This is a genomic window from Natrialba sp. INN-245 (assembly GCF_009807105.1).
GTDB lineage: Archaea > Halobacteriota > Halobacteria > Halobacteriales > Natrialbaceae > Natrarchaeobius > Natrarchaeobius swarupiae.
On record NZ_WUBV01000001.1, the window covers coordinates 64,073 to 78,135 of the forward strand.

Consider the following 14,063-nt stretch of genomic DNA (forward strand, 5'->3'; position numbering starts at 1 on the left):
GAGCGGACAGGTAAAAGGCGAGGATCCGTCGACGTCGCGGGGATGTGCGATCGGAGCGATTCGTGCCACGATGGCCACCATTATTTCACCAGCGTGCCAACCCGACGGTATGACCCGCGTCGCGCTCATCGCCCACGACGAGAAGAAGCCGGATCTCATCGAGTTCGCCCGAGAGAACGAGGACCAACTCCTCGAGTACGAACTGATCGCGACAGGCACGACCGGGAGCCGGCTGATGGAGGAGACCGACCTCGAGGTCGAGCGCAAGGAGTCGGGGCCGCTGGGGGGCGATCTGATGATCGGTTCGGAGGTGGCCGAAGGGCGACTCGACGGCATCGTCTTCCTCCGTGACCCGCTTCGTGCCCAGCCCCACGAGCCAGACATCTCCGCACTGCTGCGCATCTGTGACGTCCACGACACTGCGCTGGCGACGAACCTCGCTTCGGCGGAGTTCCTGATCGAGGGGCTCGCGGACTGATACGGTTTACTGTCCGTCAGTCCCGCCGCGTCCGGGATCCGTTCTCCGGGAGCGGCGGGACACAGGGACAGCAATCCGTACGAGCCGGATTGCCGTAACCGATTGTCGGGGACGGTTACGAGGACGTCACTGATCGTCGCGGAACTGACTTACAGTAGTTCGTACAAGCGGTTACAACGCTCGAGTCAGGACTCGGGGCCGCGGGAGGAGAAGACAATGCATAAAGGCGAGATGTCCAACGAACGGCGTACCTCGATTCTCGATGAGTGAGATCGCTCTCGCTGCCGATTTCGCGATTATCGTCGTCGTCGCGACGATCATCGGGCTGATCGCTCGCCAGACGGGCCAGCCGACGATCATCGCGTACATTCTGACGGGAATCATCCTCGGGCCGGTCGCGTTCGACGTCGTCACCGACGAGGGGTTAGTCGAACTGATGGCCGATCTCGGCTTCGCGTTCCTGTTGTTCCTGCTCGGTCTGAAGATGCGATTCGAGGACATCCGCGAGATCCTCCCATCCGTCACGAACGTCGCGTTCGGCCAGACGGTCCTGCAGACGGCGCTCGCGTTTCTGGTTGCGGTAGCGCTCGGATTCGAAACCCAGGAGATTCTCGTCATCGCACTCGCGACCGTCTTCGGCGCGACGCCGATCATCGTCAAGATCCTCACCGACAAAGACGAGATCACCAGCCTCCCTGGCAAGATCGACGTCGGCGTCCTCATCGTCCAGGACATCTACCTCGTGATCGTCCTCGCGCTGTTTACCGCCGACGAACTCGGCGGCGCAGCCGACATCGCGTCGACGCTCGGCGTCATCCTCGTCATGATGTCCTTTATCGGCATCTTCTCGCTGTTCTCTTCGCGATACATCTTGCCCGGACTGTTCCGGCGCATCGCGGACAACAAGGACGTGTTCCTCATCGTCGCCATCGCCTGGGCGTTCCTGTTCGTCGCGGTCGCGGAAGGCGCAAACCTCGATCCGAAAGTCGGCGCGTTCCTCGCCGGTATCAGCCTCGCCCAGCTTCCCTACAGCAAGGAACTCGAGGACCGGATTACGCCGATCACCGACTTCTTCATCCTCGTCTTCTTCGCCACCATCGGCCTCCAGATCGACGGCCTCTCGAGCCTGCTGGCCTACTGGTGGCAGGCAATCGTCGCCTCGATCGTCCTGATGGTCGGCAACTTCTGGATCATGTTTTATCTCATCGACCGGGAAGGGTTCGACGTCGAAACCTCGTTTCTCGGCTCGATCAATATGGTTCAGGTCAGCGAGTTCTCGCTGATCGTCGGCGCGCTCGCGATCGAGCAGGAGCTGATCGGTCCCGACGTGCTCGGCTACCTGAGCCTGATGGCGCTGTTGACGATGGGCGTCTCGACCTATATCATCGCCTACAACCACGCAATCTACGAACGCCTCGAGCCGTGGTTCCGTCGGTTCGAGTCCGACGACGCGACGGACGCCGAGATCGGCACGTACGAGGACCACGCGATCGCCATCGGCTACGACGAGATCACCGAGTCGGCGCTCCCGATGCTCGAGCGAAAGTTCGGCGAGGTGGTCGTCATCGATCGACAGACCGATCACGTCGAGGAACTCGAGCGAGAGGGGCGATACGAGTACGTCTTCGGCGACTTCCGCCACACAGAAGTCCGCAAGGAAGCGAACCTGAAAGGGGCCGCGTTCGTGTTGAGCTCGAGCGTCGAGCGGGAGGTCAACGAGGCGTTGCTCGAGGAGGTCGGCGAGGACGCAACGGTCTTCGTCGAGGCAGAGCGAATAACCGACGCGCGCGCCCTCTACGACCGCGGCGCGACGTACGTCATCATGAGCACGCATCTCGCAGCCGAGAAGATAAGCGAGTACGTCGAACTGTACGTCACCGATCGAGAGGCGTTCGACGAGGTGGTCGATCGCGACGTAAACGGGATCGAAGCACGTCGACGTCGTGCGACGCTCGAGTCCGATGACCACGGCGGAGCCGACGACGCGGAGGCGGGGGACGGATCGGACGTCGCCACCGACGTCGGTAGCGACGAGACACCTGGAGGGGAGACTCATGACTGAACAGCTCGTAATCACGCTCGCGGTCGTCTTCGTCACCGCCGGACTCCTGTCGCTGGTTGCGAATCACTTCGGACTCTCTCCGATTCCGTTTTACATCATCGCCGGGTTGATCGCCGGCACGTTCGAATCGGTCACCCAGGCGGAGATCATCGTCCTCGCCCAGTGGGGGATCGCGTTTCTCGTCTTCGTCTTCGCGATCCGGATCGACTTCGGGGACCTCGAGTCGGTGTTGCGCGACGCAGAGATTGCGGCGGTGACACAGCTGATCGTCGTCGCTCCGATCGCGCTCGGGATCGGCTATCTGTTTGCCGTCTCCCTCGGCGTGTCCGATCCCCTCCGAAATGCGGTCTACTTCACCACGGCCGTCGTCTTGAGTTCGTCGCTGGTCGGCGGCGTCGTCCTCGGCTCGGAAATTCGGGACAACCTCGTTCACGGGCGACTGGCCTCGTCGATTCACTTCTTCGACGACCTGGTCGCGATCGGCCTCCTGTTGATCCTCAGCACCGAAGTCGTCACGGCCGACACAATCGCTGCACAGATCGGCTACGGCGTCCTGTTCGTGGTCGCGGGCCTGCTGATCTACCGCCACGGGTTCCCGATACTCGTCCGACTCTCGGAGGGCGACGGTGAACTCGTGCTGGTCGGAAGCATCTCGATTCTCATCGCCTTCATCGCTGGCGCGGAGTTCGTCGGCCTCTCGATCGTCGTGGGGGCGTTTGCGGCCGGCGTCGCCATCCGAAGCGACGGCACACAGTCGCTCGAGGTTCGAAACGGTATCGACGCGATCACGGACTTCTTCGTCGCTATCTTCTTCGTGACCGTCGGGGCGCTGGTCGCGGTCCCCTCGATCGAGGTTCTCGTGATGGCGAGTACGCTCGCGGCCCTCGTCCTCGTGATGAATCCGATCGTTCACGTCCTCTCGTTCGTCTACGAAGGGTACGACGCTCGGACGGCGTTTCTCGCCGGCTCGAGTTTGAATCAGGTCAGCGAGTTCGCGCTCATCATCGCCATCCAGGCGTTGCTGATGGGAACGATCGCCGACGCGGTGTTCGATGCGATCATCCTCGCGGCGGCCGCGACGATGGTGTTGACCTTTCTCGGCCGCCGGGTCGAGGATACGGTGTACGAATACGTCGTCGCCAGGATATTCCGTCGGCGGCGAACGCGAAAGGTCGACGACCGGAGTAACGTCTCCGACCTCGCCGACCACGTCGTGGTCGTCGGCTACGGCCGGATCGGTCGCCGAATCGTCGAGACGCTCGAGGAACTCGACCAGCCGTACGTCGTCATCGAGAACGATCCCGTGCTGTGGGACGAGCTCAACGCCGAGTGTCGAAACTACGTCCTCGGCGACGCGCTTGCCGTCTACCCGTGGGAGAAAGCCCAGGTCGCGGACGCGACACTCGTCTGCTCGACCGTCGACCACCGTTCACTCTCCGAGACGGTTCTCGGCCTCGAGACCGACGCCGACGTCTTGCTCCGGACCGAATCGGCCGACGAAGCCGGCGAGTTGCTCGAGGCGGGTGCGACCCACGTTGCCGTCCCGAACGTTCTCGCGGGTGAACAGCTCGTCTCGACCGTCGAAGAACTCGCCGCTGGCGAGACGGACGCGAAGACGCTCGAACGAGAACAGTTCGACTACTTCGACGCGCTCGAGCGCTACGGGTTCGCGAGCCGCGACGAGCGAATTTGAGCTGCACACCGCCGCCGACTGCCGTTGAGCCGTCGATGTCTATTGCCGTTGACACCGCGTCGACGACTCTCCCCATCGAGCCGAACAACTACACTGAACCGCAGAAATCGAACAGCTACACTGGACCGCCGAAGTACTCGTGGACGATCAACACGAGGACCAATCCGACGACGAAAAGCGGAATACTGACCGCCGTCGAGACCGCGATCGCGTCGGCCAGTCCCAGTGCGCCGATCACAAGCAATCCGACCCCTGCAGCGTACACAAGCAGATTCCGCCCGACCTGAAGCACCCGCCTGGCTTCGAACACGTCGACCGATACCCGCGGCGACGGCAAAGAGGTGCCGGTCCGGCTCGAGGAGGCGGTCGATTGCACTGGCAAATTGGTACACCGGCTCGTCTCAGCCGAAGTGAAGCGGTGCGTGATCGGCCCGTCGCTCGATCTCGGCCTGCTGAAGCTCCCGCAGCTCGTCGCGGCTCAGATCACCGTCGAGCAGCTCTTCGATCTGCTGAACCAGTTGCTGTCCCGCGAGCAGGTCGGGATGACTGACGTACAGCGCGCCCTCGTCGAGCAGTTCGAGGGCGGTTTCCTGATCCCCCGCTCGCAGCGTCACGTCGGCCGAGAAATCGAGCGAGAGAATACGACGCGAGACAGCCCGGGAGTCGACCGTCGAGAGGACGAGTGTCGCGTCCTCGACGTTCGCCTTCTCCCAGGTGTAGGTCTCCATCGCGTCACCGACGACGGCGGCCTCGCACTCGCTCGTGACGGCGTCCCTGCGGGCGGGATCGTTCTCGATGACGACATAGGGCTGATCGAGTTCTTCACAGGTTTCGACGAGTTTCGTTCCCTGTCTCCCGTAGCCGACGATAACGACGTGATCGGCGATCTCCTCGGGGACGTCGCTCCACTCGTCGATCCGATCGTGTTTCCCATGGATTACACCACTGTCGGAGAGCGTGCGATATATCTCCTCGTTGTACCGGTGAGTCAGGCTTGAGGTGACCATCGTCACAGCGGCGGCGAGGATGATCGCATCGAAAATCGCCGGACTCAACGCCTCGAGTGTGAGCGCCTGAATCACGATGATCAGCGCGAACTCGCTGACTTGATCGGTGTTGAGGCTGGCGAGCGTCGCCGACCGGGCCTCGTAGCCGCGAGCGATCAGGATCGCCGTCGTGACGGCTGGCTTCACGACTGCGGTCAGGACGACCAGTCCGGCGACGAGCGCTAGCGTCTCGACGGACTCGGTCCACCCGAGTTCGACGAACGGGACAACGACGAGCGCACCGATCGTGACGAAGAAGATGGCGACGAAGAAGTCCCTGATCGACTGGATACCGTTGAACAATCCGAGGTACTCGACTGGATCGTGACGAACGGCGAGTCCGGCCGCGAACGCACCGACGACGATCGAGATACCCACGAACTCGGCCGCACCGACGAACAGCGCGAGCAACGCGACGACGCCCAGAATCATGAGTTCGTCCGAATCCCCGGCGAATCGGCCGATGACGTCGAACAGGTACCTGTTGACGAGGAGGGCCGCAAGAAACAACGCCGCCCCGCCAGCCAGCGCCGGGCCGACGTACCCCGCCTCGAGCGTGCCGGCACCCAGGAGGAGTATGACGACGATGGCGATCAGGTCCTGGACGAAGTGCAGCGACTGGGAAAGTCGTCCGCGGACGAGATCCAGCATAATCTCTCGGTGTAACAGCGCTGTGCCGACGATCGTCGACGAGAACGCAACCGCGATTCCGAGATAGATCGCATCGGTTAGCGACACGCCGAGAGTGAGGCCGAATCCGACGCCGAGCGAGCCGACGACGAGAATCTGGCCGAGCGCTGCGAGTTCGCCGTCGACGATCACAGACCGGATCGCCGCGAAGTCGATCCGTGCTCCGAACGTGAACACGAGCAAGGCGATTCCGTAGTACGCGAGCTCGAGCAGCGGGTCAGGTTCGAGAACCCATCCAGCGGCGATCCCCGCGAGGACTAGCGCCGGTACCGTCGGGAGATCGAATCGGTTGGCGACGAGCAGGAAGGGGCCGGTCACGATGAACAGTACCGACACCGCCGTGAGCAGTTCACTCATCGAGACCACCTCCGAGTCGATCGCGTGGCGCCGGGAGCGAATTCGGCGCCTCCAGCAGTTCGACGTCGGTGTCGATCGCCTCTACCAGGGCGTCCTCGTCCTCGAGGTACGCCCGGAGATACTCCGCGAGTCTGTCGGCTGCGAGATACGGGGTCATGATGACGCAGTGTGCACCGCTGTCGTAGAGCGTGCGCGCGTGTTCGATCCGCTTCGCCTCGACGAAGACCGTCGCGTCGTCGTCGACGTCCCTGAGCAACGCCTCGTTCACCGCCGGATCGACCGACGACGAGAGGACGAAATCGGCCCTTTTGACGGCTGCATCCTTCCGGATCGTGGCGTTTCTGGCGTCGCCGAAGATCACGTCGTATCCCCCTTCCTCGAGCGTATCGACGTGACTGACCGTCCGGTCGACGACGACGAGGTCCTCGTATCGGTCGGCGAGCAGCGGGAGCGCGTTTTTCGTCACCTCGTCGTAGCCGACGACGACGACGTGGTCCCGGTACTCCCGTTTGCCGCCCTCGAACGCGCCGGCGCCGGTCCACCGGTTGATCGTCGGCTCGAACCGTTCGAACAGCGCGTGGTTGAACTCGACGAAGTAGACCGAGACGGCCATCGTGAAGATCGCAAGGAGGGTCATGAAGCCGAGCACCTCGGCCGGGATGAACCCGCCCTCGAAGGCGACTGCGGCGACGATGATCCCGAACTCGCTGACCTGAATCATGTTGATCGAGCCGAGGAACGTCGTCTCGTGGTCGAACCCCTGCCAGTCGAGCAGGTAGAAGAACACGAGGAACTTCACCGGCATCAACACGAGCGCGGCGACGATCGCCTCCTGCCAGTGGGCGAGCAACTGCGCGGCCTGGAGGTCGAGTGCGACCGAGACGAAAAAGACCATCACGAACAGGTCGGTCAGCGGGTTGACCCGGTCCTGTAACTCCTTGCTGTAGGGGAGTTGTGCGATCGCCAGGCCGGCCATGAACGCGCCCATCTCGATCGAGAGGTAGGCCTCGATGCCCAGCGGTGCGAGAAAGAGGTTGATATTGTCCGAGACGAAGACGAAGAGGAACGCCCACGAGAGGGCGACGAGGAAGAACACCTCCTTGTTGTCCGCGATGCGTCGGAAAACGACCGGCAGCACCGACTGGGACGCGGTGACGGCCGCGACGGTGATGAGCGCGACGAGGACGAGGACGACGGCCAGCGTGGTCGCGACTTCAGCGAGATCGTCCGGTCGACCGGCCGCGAGCACGGCCAGGATGATGACGACGACGACGTCCTGGACGAGCAGGACGCCGACGTCGATCTTGCCGTGCAAGGACGTGGCTTCGTCCTTGTCGTTTAACATCTTGATGACGACGGCCGTAGAACTGTACATCACCGCCAGGCCGATGATAAACGACTCGAGGAGGCCAAACGGCGGTAACGCCAACGCAACTCCCATCCCGGCAGCGAAGACCGCCGCCATCTGTGGGATCGAGATCTTGACGATCGGCGAGAGGATGTGTTTGATCTCGTCGAGTCGCATCTTGATACCGAGCAGAAACAGTAGGAGTGCGAGCCCGAGCTCCGAGAGCAGTTCGGTCAGTTCGCTGACTTCGACGATACCGAGGACCGCCGGACCGATCACGACACCGGCGAGGATATACGCGATGATCGTCGGCTGACCCGTCCGTTTGGCGACGAATCCGGCGAGCGTCGCACTCAAAATAATAATAGCGAAATCAGCAGTGAGTGCTACCTCGGTGACCATTCCGTTCGAACGAAACGAGCGCCGCGAATTAACGGTGTCGAAACCCCACGTCGCTCTCATATCAGATAAGATGACAATTCACGATGCCCTCTGCGCACGCTCCCAGCGGAATTGGCCTTCTCGAGCGAGTCGTCGTCTCGAGTGTCCTACCGAAAGACGGCCGGGTTCGAACGGTCATTTCGGCCGAACGCTGCGGAACGCTCGAGTGCATTCCGCGACGCTGGCAGCCAACGGACGGCCGCGAACGCCACGAAAAAGGATAGCTTCAACCCTCTCGAGTCCCCTTCCCCTCTCATGACACGGGCGGTCATCTTCGACCTCGACTACACGCTCGCAGTGCCCCGTCGGGACAGAGAGACGATTCTCGAGGAGGCCGTCGAGGCGGTGAACGCCCCGGCGTTGACCAGAAGCGAGTACCTCGAGGCTCATCGGAACAACCTCACCCAGGAGAGTCGCGAGCCGATCTTCGCGGCCCTCCTCGAGCGCCGCGAGAGCGACGCGGATCCAGCCGAACTCGCCGCCGCCTACCGACAGACGATCGCGGAAGCAATCGAACCGCTTCCGGGCGTCGAACGGATGCTCGAGGAGTTGCGCGCGAACTACCGGGTCGGGCTGCTCACCAACGGCCCCGTCCGGGCCCAGCGGGACAAACTCGCGACGCTCGGCTGGGAGCGGGTGTTCGATGCCGCACTCGTCACGGGGGAACTCGAGGCGGGCAAACCGGATCCGCGCGCGTTCGAGGCGATCACCAACGAACTCGGCGTCGAGCCGTCAGAAGCGATCTACGTCGGCGACGAGGTCGACGCCGACGTCGCCGGTGCGACGGGTGCCGGAATGCGGGCGATTCAGGTCCTCCTCGCGGACGGTCCCGATCCCGATCCGCGGGCCATCGCCCACGTCGAGCAGTCCGTCATCGCCGACGTCCTCCCGAACGTACTCGAGGACCTCAAGTGGACCTAACACACCGATTCGGTCGTCGTACCGCGGCTCGCTACTCAGTCGACTGGACCCGCGCGACGACCGACTGTACCACGTTCGTCGCGCGTTTGACCGCGGCACCGCTTTCGAGGAAGACGAGCGTCCGCGGCGGCTCGGTCGCCTTCGGCCGCACGCGTAGATCGCCTTCTTCTGCCGTCTGCGCCGCGACGTCCTGGCCGACCGCGAGCTCGAGGCGCGCCCGGCTTTCGTGAACGAAGACGCGTGCGATCCGCACGGTTTCGCCGTCGTCGCTTTCCCCATCGTCACCACTGGCGTCGTCTCCCACGTCGGCGTCATCTTCGGGCGTCGTTGCCTCGTCGCGGGACAGCACCGAGACGTCGTAGGCGCGTGCCCCGTCGGCCGTCGGCTCGACGTCCCTGTCGGCATCAGTGACGGCGACCGCCTCGAGTCCGCCGTCTTCGCGGCCCTCGAGTTCCGACGCGAGGAGCTGGGCGATTCGTTTGCCGTCGGTGATCCGTTCCTCGACCATGCCGGTCGTCTCGGTCGGCCAGGGACTAACCAGCTTCGTCTGCCGTCAGCGCGGACTTCGCGATCGGGACTAGTTCGGCGACGTCGATCCCCTCTCGACGCGCGTAGATCACGGCCGCCGCTTCGATCGTCACGCCCAGTTCGTCCTGCAGGGAGTTGATCGCGCCGACGGCCTCGTGTTTTTCCATCCCTTCCGCGACCAGCGCGTCGAGGACGCGTTCGAACGCCGAGCGCTCGCGGAGCAGATCCTCGTCGGGGACGAACTCCTCCGGGACGGTGACCTCGGACGGATCGAACGCGGCGACGAGTTCGTCGTCCGCGTGCTCGAGTAGCCCCTCACGGGTCGCGACGTCGATCAGTCGCTTGGCCTGATCGGGCGAGAACCAGCCCCGATCGAGCGAGAGCGAGACGACGAACTCACTCTCCTCGAGGCGTGACGTGCCGTTCTGGCGAAACGGTGTAGCGACCGCGACGCGAAGGCTCATCGAAGACGACTCTCTCTACGGGCGAGAAAACGGTGACGGTTCCGCGTCAATCCGACGCGCGTCCGCCGGTGCCGTTTCGGTCGGCACGGGACGGCGGCGGAAACTCGTGTACGGTGGATTTCGGCGGTTCCGGGAGGATGCAGCGATCGGGTTCGTTGTTGACGTGTTCGTACTGGTGTGGAGCGTTCGCGAGCGGGTGAGCGGGGTTTTGATCGCTGTCGATTTGTGCAGCACGAACTGCGTCGAACCCGTTGAGTCGTGCCTGAATGCCCCGCCAGTGATAGCCGGTCGCGGACGGGACCGAGAGTGGGCGCGGTGGCTTCCCGTCTGGATGGTTCGCCGCCAACACGGTGCTGTTGACGTTGCTGGCGAGGGTGTCGTGGTCGACGAGGACGCCGACGGTCGCGTCTCGAGGCGCTCGTGCGGCGAGAACGTCGAGACCAAGGTGTAACGCCCGGTACTCGGCGACGTTGTTGTCGGGGGGAGTATCCGCCGTTGCGATCCGTGCGACGCGGGTTCCGTCCCGAGTCTCGATTACGGCACCCAGTCCACCACCGGATTTCCGGAACGACCCGTCGGTCGCGACATAGAAGTCTCGATGATGGGTCCGCGGCGGATGGGCGATATGGGGTGTGGGCGACTCGTCGAACAGGTCCCGCAGTGCGGACCGGCCGTGAGCGGCCATGTTCCCGAATAAGACGTTGCACCACTTAACTATTCTGTCTGCGTTAACATTCATCACACACGGTACCCTCCTCCGAATTTGGAGGGAGTCTCGGGAGCGAGCCAACCGAACGCTGTCTCGAGTCCACCGGCGGGCGAGGGCCACGTCGACGACAGTCGTATGAATGTGTGGTGTGCGGACTTACCACGTATACGTTGCACAGAACGCACAGTACATTTGAAAGTCAGTGACTCATACGGTCTGCTGTACCGATATACCGGCGAACCCGCAGATGGATCGCGAGTTCGGCGGTACCGACCGACAACGATCCGTATCAGTTTGTGTCTGTCGACGGGTCGGGGACGACGATGACAGGTATCGACGCAGTTCGGACGACGCGGTCCGCCGTGCTCCCGAGCAACGCCGTCGCGGTCCTCGACTCCCCGGTTCGCCCGACGACGATCAGATCGGCGTCGATCTCAGACGCGTAGTCGACGATCGTCGACGCGGGGCGCCCGCGGCGAACGGCCCCGACGACATCCGCCTGCCTCCCGTCGACCGCCTCGAGGACGTCTTCGACGAGTTCGTTTTTCGCCGTTTCCAGATCGGCGACGAGAGCGGAGTCGAATCGCAGGGGATCGTCCGTCGTGTCGACGACCGCGAGGACGTGAACGGTCGCATCCACGTTGGCCGCGAGCGTCAGCGCTCGCTCGAGGGCGGCGTCGGCGGCGTCGCTTCCGTCCGTCGGGACGAGAATCGAACGCACGGGTTCGCCTGCATGCTCGGTCGGAACCATCTGATACTCGTACGTCACCGTACGAATGGATGGCGGTTAACAGTTCGGACCTCTCGAGGAGATGGTCGCTCCCCTCGAGAACACCCTCGAATCGGGCGGCGAATCTCACCGAACGACGAGGACAGGAACTCCGGATCGGCGGACGACCTTCTCCGCGACGCTTCCGAGGAGGGCGCGCGAGACTCCGTCCCGTCCGTGGCTTCCGATGACGATCGCGTCGAAATCCTCGGTCTCGGCGACTCGGACGATTTCGCGATCCGCGGTCCCGGACGTGAGTTCGGTCCGGATCTCGTGGCCGTGGTCGGCCGCCAGCACCGCCGCGTCGTCGAGCAGTGATCGTCCCCGCTCTTTCGCTTCGTCCCCTCCGGGGACCCGATCCTCCGACGCCTCGAACACCGCCCAGTAGCCTTCGGGTGCCGGGATGACGTACTGTGCGGTCACGTCGGAATCCGGAAACGTCTCGAGTGCGTACTCGAGGGCCTGTTTCGATGGCTCCGATCCGTCGTAGGGAACGAGGAGTCGATCGCTCATGACCGGGCGTACGTCGACGAACGACATAAGGATATCAGCGGTGTGACGAGCGAGACGGGTGGCTCTGGACGAGGTCGCCGTCATCCCGCCTCGACGTTCCTGATCACCAGGAACTGTCGAAAGAGTTCCGGTGATCGAAACCCTACTTTAGAGGTGAGTAGTATGGTCAGCTACTACGACAAGATCCTCGCCGGAATCGCGGTGAGCCTCGTCGGCGGGATACTCCTCGGTACGTTCACCGCGGTGACGCTCAACACGGGAATCTTGCTCGGAGCGCTCGCCGCGAGCGGGTTCGTCTATCACGCCATGTTCGAAAACCCGCCGCTTCCGACATCGGACCCGAGGGTTGCGGCGACGGTGATCGTCTGGCACGCCGTGGTGTTCGTCATCGCGCTGTCCGTGTTCCTCGAGTAGTCCGGACCGAGAGCCAACTGGCGATACCCCCGTTCGCGACGAGGAGTGAGACGGATTGCTGTACCGTTGTACCGCTGAAACCGCAGACGGATCGCGGGTACACCAGCACTGATGGGCAGGAAACCGAACCAGAGGTGTGCCGGCGGCGGTCATCGCGTCCCTGCCCCGAACGAGAGACGGCCACGACAGCCGGGGCCGAGCCCTCGGCTGGCGACGATACTCCCTATCGGCAGTTCACCCCTCGACGTTATTGACCGGCGGATGGAACGAATACGCATGACGTTCGTCGTTCCGTTCGACGGGTCGAAACTCGCCGACACATCCCTCGTGAGAGCTGTTGAGTTCGCTACTGCGCTCGAGGAAGACGTGACAGCCGTCACGGTCGTCCCGGAGCGAAAGCGCTACGCGCGTGAGAAGGGGTGGATTGAGGAGGGAGAACCGTACGACGTCGAGGAGGTTATCGAGACGCTTCGGACCCGGGTAAACGGCCTCGCCCCGACGGCCACGTTCGATTGCGAGCGAATCCGCGAATTTCCCCCGGAAGCCCAGATCGCCGAACGAATCGAGCGGCTGGTGCGAGACCACGATCCGAGCGTCGTCTTTCTCGGGAGCGAAAACGTGGGTCGTGTCGTAACGCCGCTGACCAGCGTCGGCGTCCACGTCGCAGGCGACAGATCGTACGACGTCTACGTCGTTCGCCAGCCTCATCCGGTCGCGATCGACGCAATCGAACCACACGCCGACTTCTACTCGGGCGAGGCCCCGTAGCTCGTCATGGGCGGTGATCTCGGCGTGACCGTACTGCGGGGAGAACGCAGTCACACCGAAAACCGAGACAACGATCCGTATCAGACGGTCAGAACCGGTTGGTCCGCCGTTCGAAGGATCCGCTCGGCCACACTTCCGACTTTGCCCGGGCGGGAGTGACTTTGACCTTGGAAGCCGATCACGATCAGGTCGGCGTTGTACTCGGCCGCCTTCTCACGAGCTTCCTCCCAGGGACGGCCGTGACACACGTCCCACGTACACTTGATCCCGCGCTCGTCGGCGCGCTCGTGTATCTCCTGAAGCATTTCGGCGCCCGAATCCTCGAGTCGATCCAAAACGAGTTCAGTGCTGCTCAGGGCGGGTTCCCCGTAGCGGTGGGTTTCGACGCAATACATCGCGTGGACGGACGCGTCGTATCGGTTTGCGAGTTCGAACGCGTGTTCGACAGCCCTGTTCGCCGAATCGCTTCCGTCGGTCGGGACAAGTATCGTCTCGTACATCGTTCCGACAGTATCCACACGGACCGCGTCCAAATAGTTCACACCCGCGTCGCCTGCGCCAGTTCGTCGGGACTGGGGCACATCAGTGCCGGCGCACCGGTGACCGCCCTGTGGAACCCCTAGAGCGATACATTTTCCCCATCGTACGGACTGCGATGTGTCGGTACCGGTCGATCGAAGAACGGCGGCGATCGACCGGCAATCAGCCATCGTGGACCGTATCAGTTGTTGTACACTCTTTCTTTATTCACAGAATTGGGTGACTGTTGGGCGGTGGTGCAGAAGGCTTCACAAGGAAGTGGTAGGACGAATTTGATGTGTCCAGCAGCAAAGCCGTCCTACCGGATAATGATACGGTCGCA

The 14,063-nt window shown here is 63.1% G+C and carries 16 protein-coding genes; 7 read left to right on the top strand and 9 right to left on the bottom strand.

Translation table 11 applies throughout. The annotated features are described in order from the left end of the window. Positions 1-109: 109 nt before the first annotated feature. The 3 genes from GRS80_RS00305 to GRS80_RS00315 all read left to right on the top strand — a co-directional run bounded on the left by GRS80_RS00305 (position 110) and on the right by GRS80_RS00315 (position 4,233). Positions 110-478: a methylglyoxal synthase gene (locus tag GRS80_RS00305; protein WP_160045800.1), complete on the top strand. Its 369-nt coding sequence runs from the start codon at positions 110-112 to the stop codon at positions 476-478. A 262-nt stretch (positions 479-740) separates the two neighbouring features. Next, the gene (locus tag GRS80_RS00310) at positions 741-2,540 is read left to right on the top strand and encodes a cation:proton antiporter (RefSeq protein WP_235019592.1); all 1,800 of its coding nucleotides are present in this window, start codon (positions 741-743) and stop codon (positions 2,538-2,540) included. Next, entirely contained in the window at positions 2,533-4,233 is a 1,701-nt protein-coding gene (locus GRS80_RS00315) for a cation:proton antiporter (RefSeq protein ID WP_160045801.1), read from the top strand. The genes GRS80_RS00310 and GRS80_RS00315 overlap by 8 nt, the downstream gene beginning before the upstream one ends. A gap of 115 nt (positions 4,234-4,348) precedes the next feature. Here the strand turns inward: GRS80_RS00315 and GRS80_RS00320 are convergent, their stop codons facing one another. The 3 genes from GRS80_RS00320 to GRS80_RS00330 form a co-directional block, all read right to left on the bottom strand. Then, entirely contained in the window at positions 4,349-4,543 is a 195-nt protein-coding gene (locus tag GRS80_RS00320; RefSeq protein WP_343161388.1) for a hypothetical protein, read from the bottom strand. 91 nt (positions 4,544-4,634) lie between these two features. Further along, positions 4,635-6,326 carry a cation:proton antiporter gene (locus GRS80_RS00325; protein ID WP_160045802.1) on the bottom strand — a complete coding sequence of 564 codons (1,692 nt, stop codon included), beginning with the start codon at positions 6,324-6,326 and terminating at the stop codon, positions 4,635-4,637. After that, the gene (locus GRS80_RS00330) at positions 6,319-8,076 is read right to left on the bottom strand and encodes a cation:proton antiporter (protein WP_160045803.1); all 1,758 of its coding nucleotides are present in this window, start codon (positions 8,074-8,076) and stop codon (positions 6,319-6,321) included. The genes GRS80_RS00325 and GRS80_RS00330 overlap by 8 nt, the downstream gene beginning before the upstream one ends. An 83-nt stretch (positions 8,077-8,159) precedes the next feature. Here GRS80_RS00330 and GRS80_RS00335 point away from each other — a divergent pair, with 83 nt between their 5' ends. Together GRS80_RS00335 and GRS80_RS00340 are read left to right on the top strand one after the other, a co-directional pair. Beyond that, on the top strand, positions 8,160-8,339 hold the full coding sequence (locus tag GRS80_RS00335; protein WP_160045804.1) for a hypothetical protein: 180 nt from the start codon (positions 8,160-8,162) through the stop codon (positions 8,337-8,339). Positions 8,340-8,370: 31 nt separating this feature from the next. Next, positions 8,371-9,036 carry an HAD family hydrolase gene (locus GRS80_RS00340; RefSeq protein WP_160045805.1) on the top strand — a complete coding sequence of 222 codons (666 nt, stop codon included), beginning with the start codon at positions 8,371-8,373 and terminating at the stop codon, positions 9,034-9,036. A gap of 31 nt (positions 9,037-9,067) precedes the next feature. On the opposite strand, the gene GRS80_RS00345 is transcribed toward GRS80_RS00340, so the two are convergent. The 5 genes from GRS80_RS00345 to GRS80_RS00365 form a co-directional block, all read right to left on the bottom strand. Next, a complete protein-coding gene (locus GRS80_RS00345; RefSeq protein WP_160045806.1) occupies positions 9,068-9,544 on the bottom strand; it encodes a hypothetical protein in 477 nt (158 codons plus the stop codon). A 25-nt stretch (positions 9,545-9,569) separates the two neighbouring features. Continuing rightward, complete coding sequence (locus GRS80_RS00350; protein ID WP_160045807.1) at positions 9,570-10,028, bottom strand: DUF2240 family protein; 459 nt, start codon at positions 10,026-10,028, stop codon at positions 9,570-9,572. A gap of 46 nt (positions 10,029-10,074) precedes the next feature. After that, positions 10,075-10,713, bottom strand: a complete 639-nt coding sequence (locus tag GRS80_RS00355) for a reverse transcriptase-like protein (RefSeq protein ID WP_160045808.1) — start codon at positions 10,711-10,713, stop codon at positions 10,075-10,077. 313 nt (positions 10,714-11,026) lie between these two features. Then, complete coding sequence (locus tag GRS80_RS00360; RefSeq protein ID WP_160045809.1) at positions 11,027-11,488, bottom strand: universal stress protein; 462 nt, start codon at positions 11,486-11,488, stop codon at positions 11,027-11,029. Positions 11,489-11,593: 105 nt separating this feature from the next. Further along, the gene (locus GRS80_RS00365; RefSeq protein WP_149082105.1) at positions 11,594-12,019 is read right to left on the bottom strand and encodes a universal stress protein; all 426 of its coding nucleotides are present in this window, start codon (positions 12,017-12,019) and stop codon (positions 11,594-11,596) included. Positions 12,020-12,181: 162 nt separating this feature from the next. Here GRS80_RS00365 and GRS80_RS00370 point away from each other — a divergent pair, with 162 nt between their 5' ends. Both GRS80_RS00370 and GRS80_RS00375 read left to right on the top strand, forming a co-directional pair. Next, a complete protein-coding gene (locus tag GRS80_RS00370; protein WP_149082104.1) occupies positions 12,182-12,433 on the top strand; it encodes a hypothetical protein in 252 nt (83 codons plus the stop codon). A gap of 276 nt (positions 12,434-12,709) precedes the next feature. Further along, positions 12,710-13,201 (top strand): universal stress protein, encoded by a 492-nt coding sequence (locus GRS80_RS00375; protein ID WP_160045810.1) that lies wholly within the window; start codon positions 12,710-12,712, stop codon positions 13,199-13,201. An 80-nt stretch (positions 13,202-13,281) separates the two neighbouring features. On the opposite strand, the gene GRS80_RS00380 is transcribed toward GRS80_RS00375, so the two are convergent. Next, positions 13,282-13,701 carry a universal stress protein gene (locus GRS80_RS00380; RefSeq protein ID WP_160045811.1) on the bottom strand — a complete coding sequence of 140 codons (420 nt, stop codon included), beginning with the start codon at positions 13,699-13,701 and terminating at the stop codon, positions 13,282-13,284. Positions 13,702-14,063: the final 362 nt, after the last annotated feature.

Bases quoted from the DNA above. Each gene is read 5' to 3' on its own strand.
- GRS80_RS00370 (WP_149082104.1), top strand. From the start codon at position 12,182: ATGGTCAGCTACTACGACAAGATCCTCGCCGGAATCGCGGTGAGCCTC.
- GRS80_RS00340 (WP_160045805.1), top strand. From the start codon at position 8,371: ATGACACGGGCGGTCATCTTCGACCTCGACTACACGCTCGCAGTGCCC.
- GRS80_RS00315 (WP_160045801.1), top strand. From the start codon at position 2,533: ATGACTGAACAGCTCGTAATCACGCTCGCGGTCGTCTTCGTCACCGCC.
- GRS80_RS00350 (WP_160045807.1), bottom strand. From the start codon at position 10,028: ATGAGCCTTCGCGTCGCGGTCGCTACACCGTTTCGCCAGAACGGCACG.
- GRS80_RS00360 (WP_160045809.1), bottom strand. From the start codon at position 11,488: ATGGTTCCGACCGAGCATGCAGGCGAACCCGTGCGTTCGATTCTCGTC.
- GRS80_RS00335 (WP_160045804.1), top strand. From the start codon at position 8,160: ATGCCCTCTGCGCACGCTCCCAGCGGAATTGGCCTTCTCGAGCGAGTC.
- GRS80_RS00310 (WP_235019592.1), top strand. From the start codon at position 741: ATGAGTGAGATCGCTCTCGCTGCCGATTTCGCGATTATCGTCGTCGTC.
- GRS80_RS00325 (WP_160045802.1), bottom strand. From the start codon at position 6,326: ATGAGTGAACTGCTCACGGCGGTGTCGGTACTGTTCATCGTGACCGGC.
- GRS80_RS00375 (WP_160045810.1), top strand. From the start codon at position 12,710: ATGACGTTCGTCGTTCCGTTCGACGGGTCGAAACTCGCCGACACATCC.
- GRS80_RS00355 (WP_160045808.1), bottom strand. From the start codon at position 10,713: ATGGCCGCTCACGGCCGGTCCGCACTGCGGGACCTGTTCGACGAGTCG.
- GRS80_RS00345 (WP_160045806.1), bottom strand. From the start codon at position 9,544: ATGGTCGAGGAACGGATCACCGACGGCAAACGAATCGCCCAGCTCCTC.
- GRS80_RS00305 (WP_160045800.1), top strand. From the start codon at position 110: ATGACCCGCGTCGCGCTCATCGCCCACGACGAGAAGAAGCCGGATCTC.
- GRS80_RS00380 (WP_160045811.1), bottom strand. From the start codon at position 13,701: ATGTACGAGACGATACTTGTCCCGACCGACGGAAGCGATTCGGCGAAC.
- GRS80_RS00330 (WP_160045803.1), bottom strand. From the start codon at position 8,076: ATGGTCACCGAGGTAGCACTCACTGCTGATTTCGCTATTATTATTTTG.
- GRS80_RS00365 (WP_149082105.1), bottom strand. From the start codon at position 12,019: ATGAGCGATCGACTCCTCGTTCCCTACGACGGATCGGAGCCATCGAAA.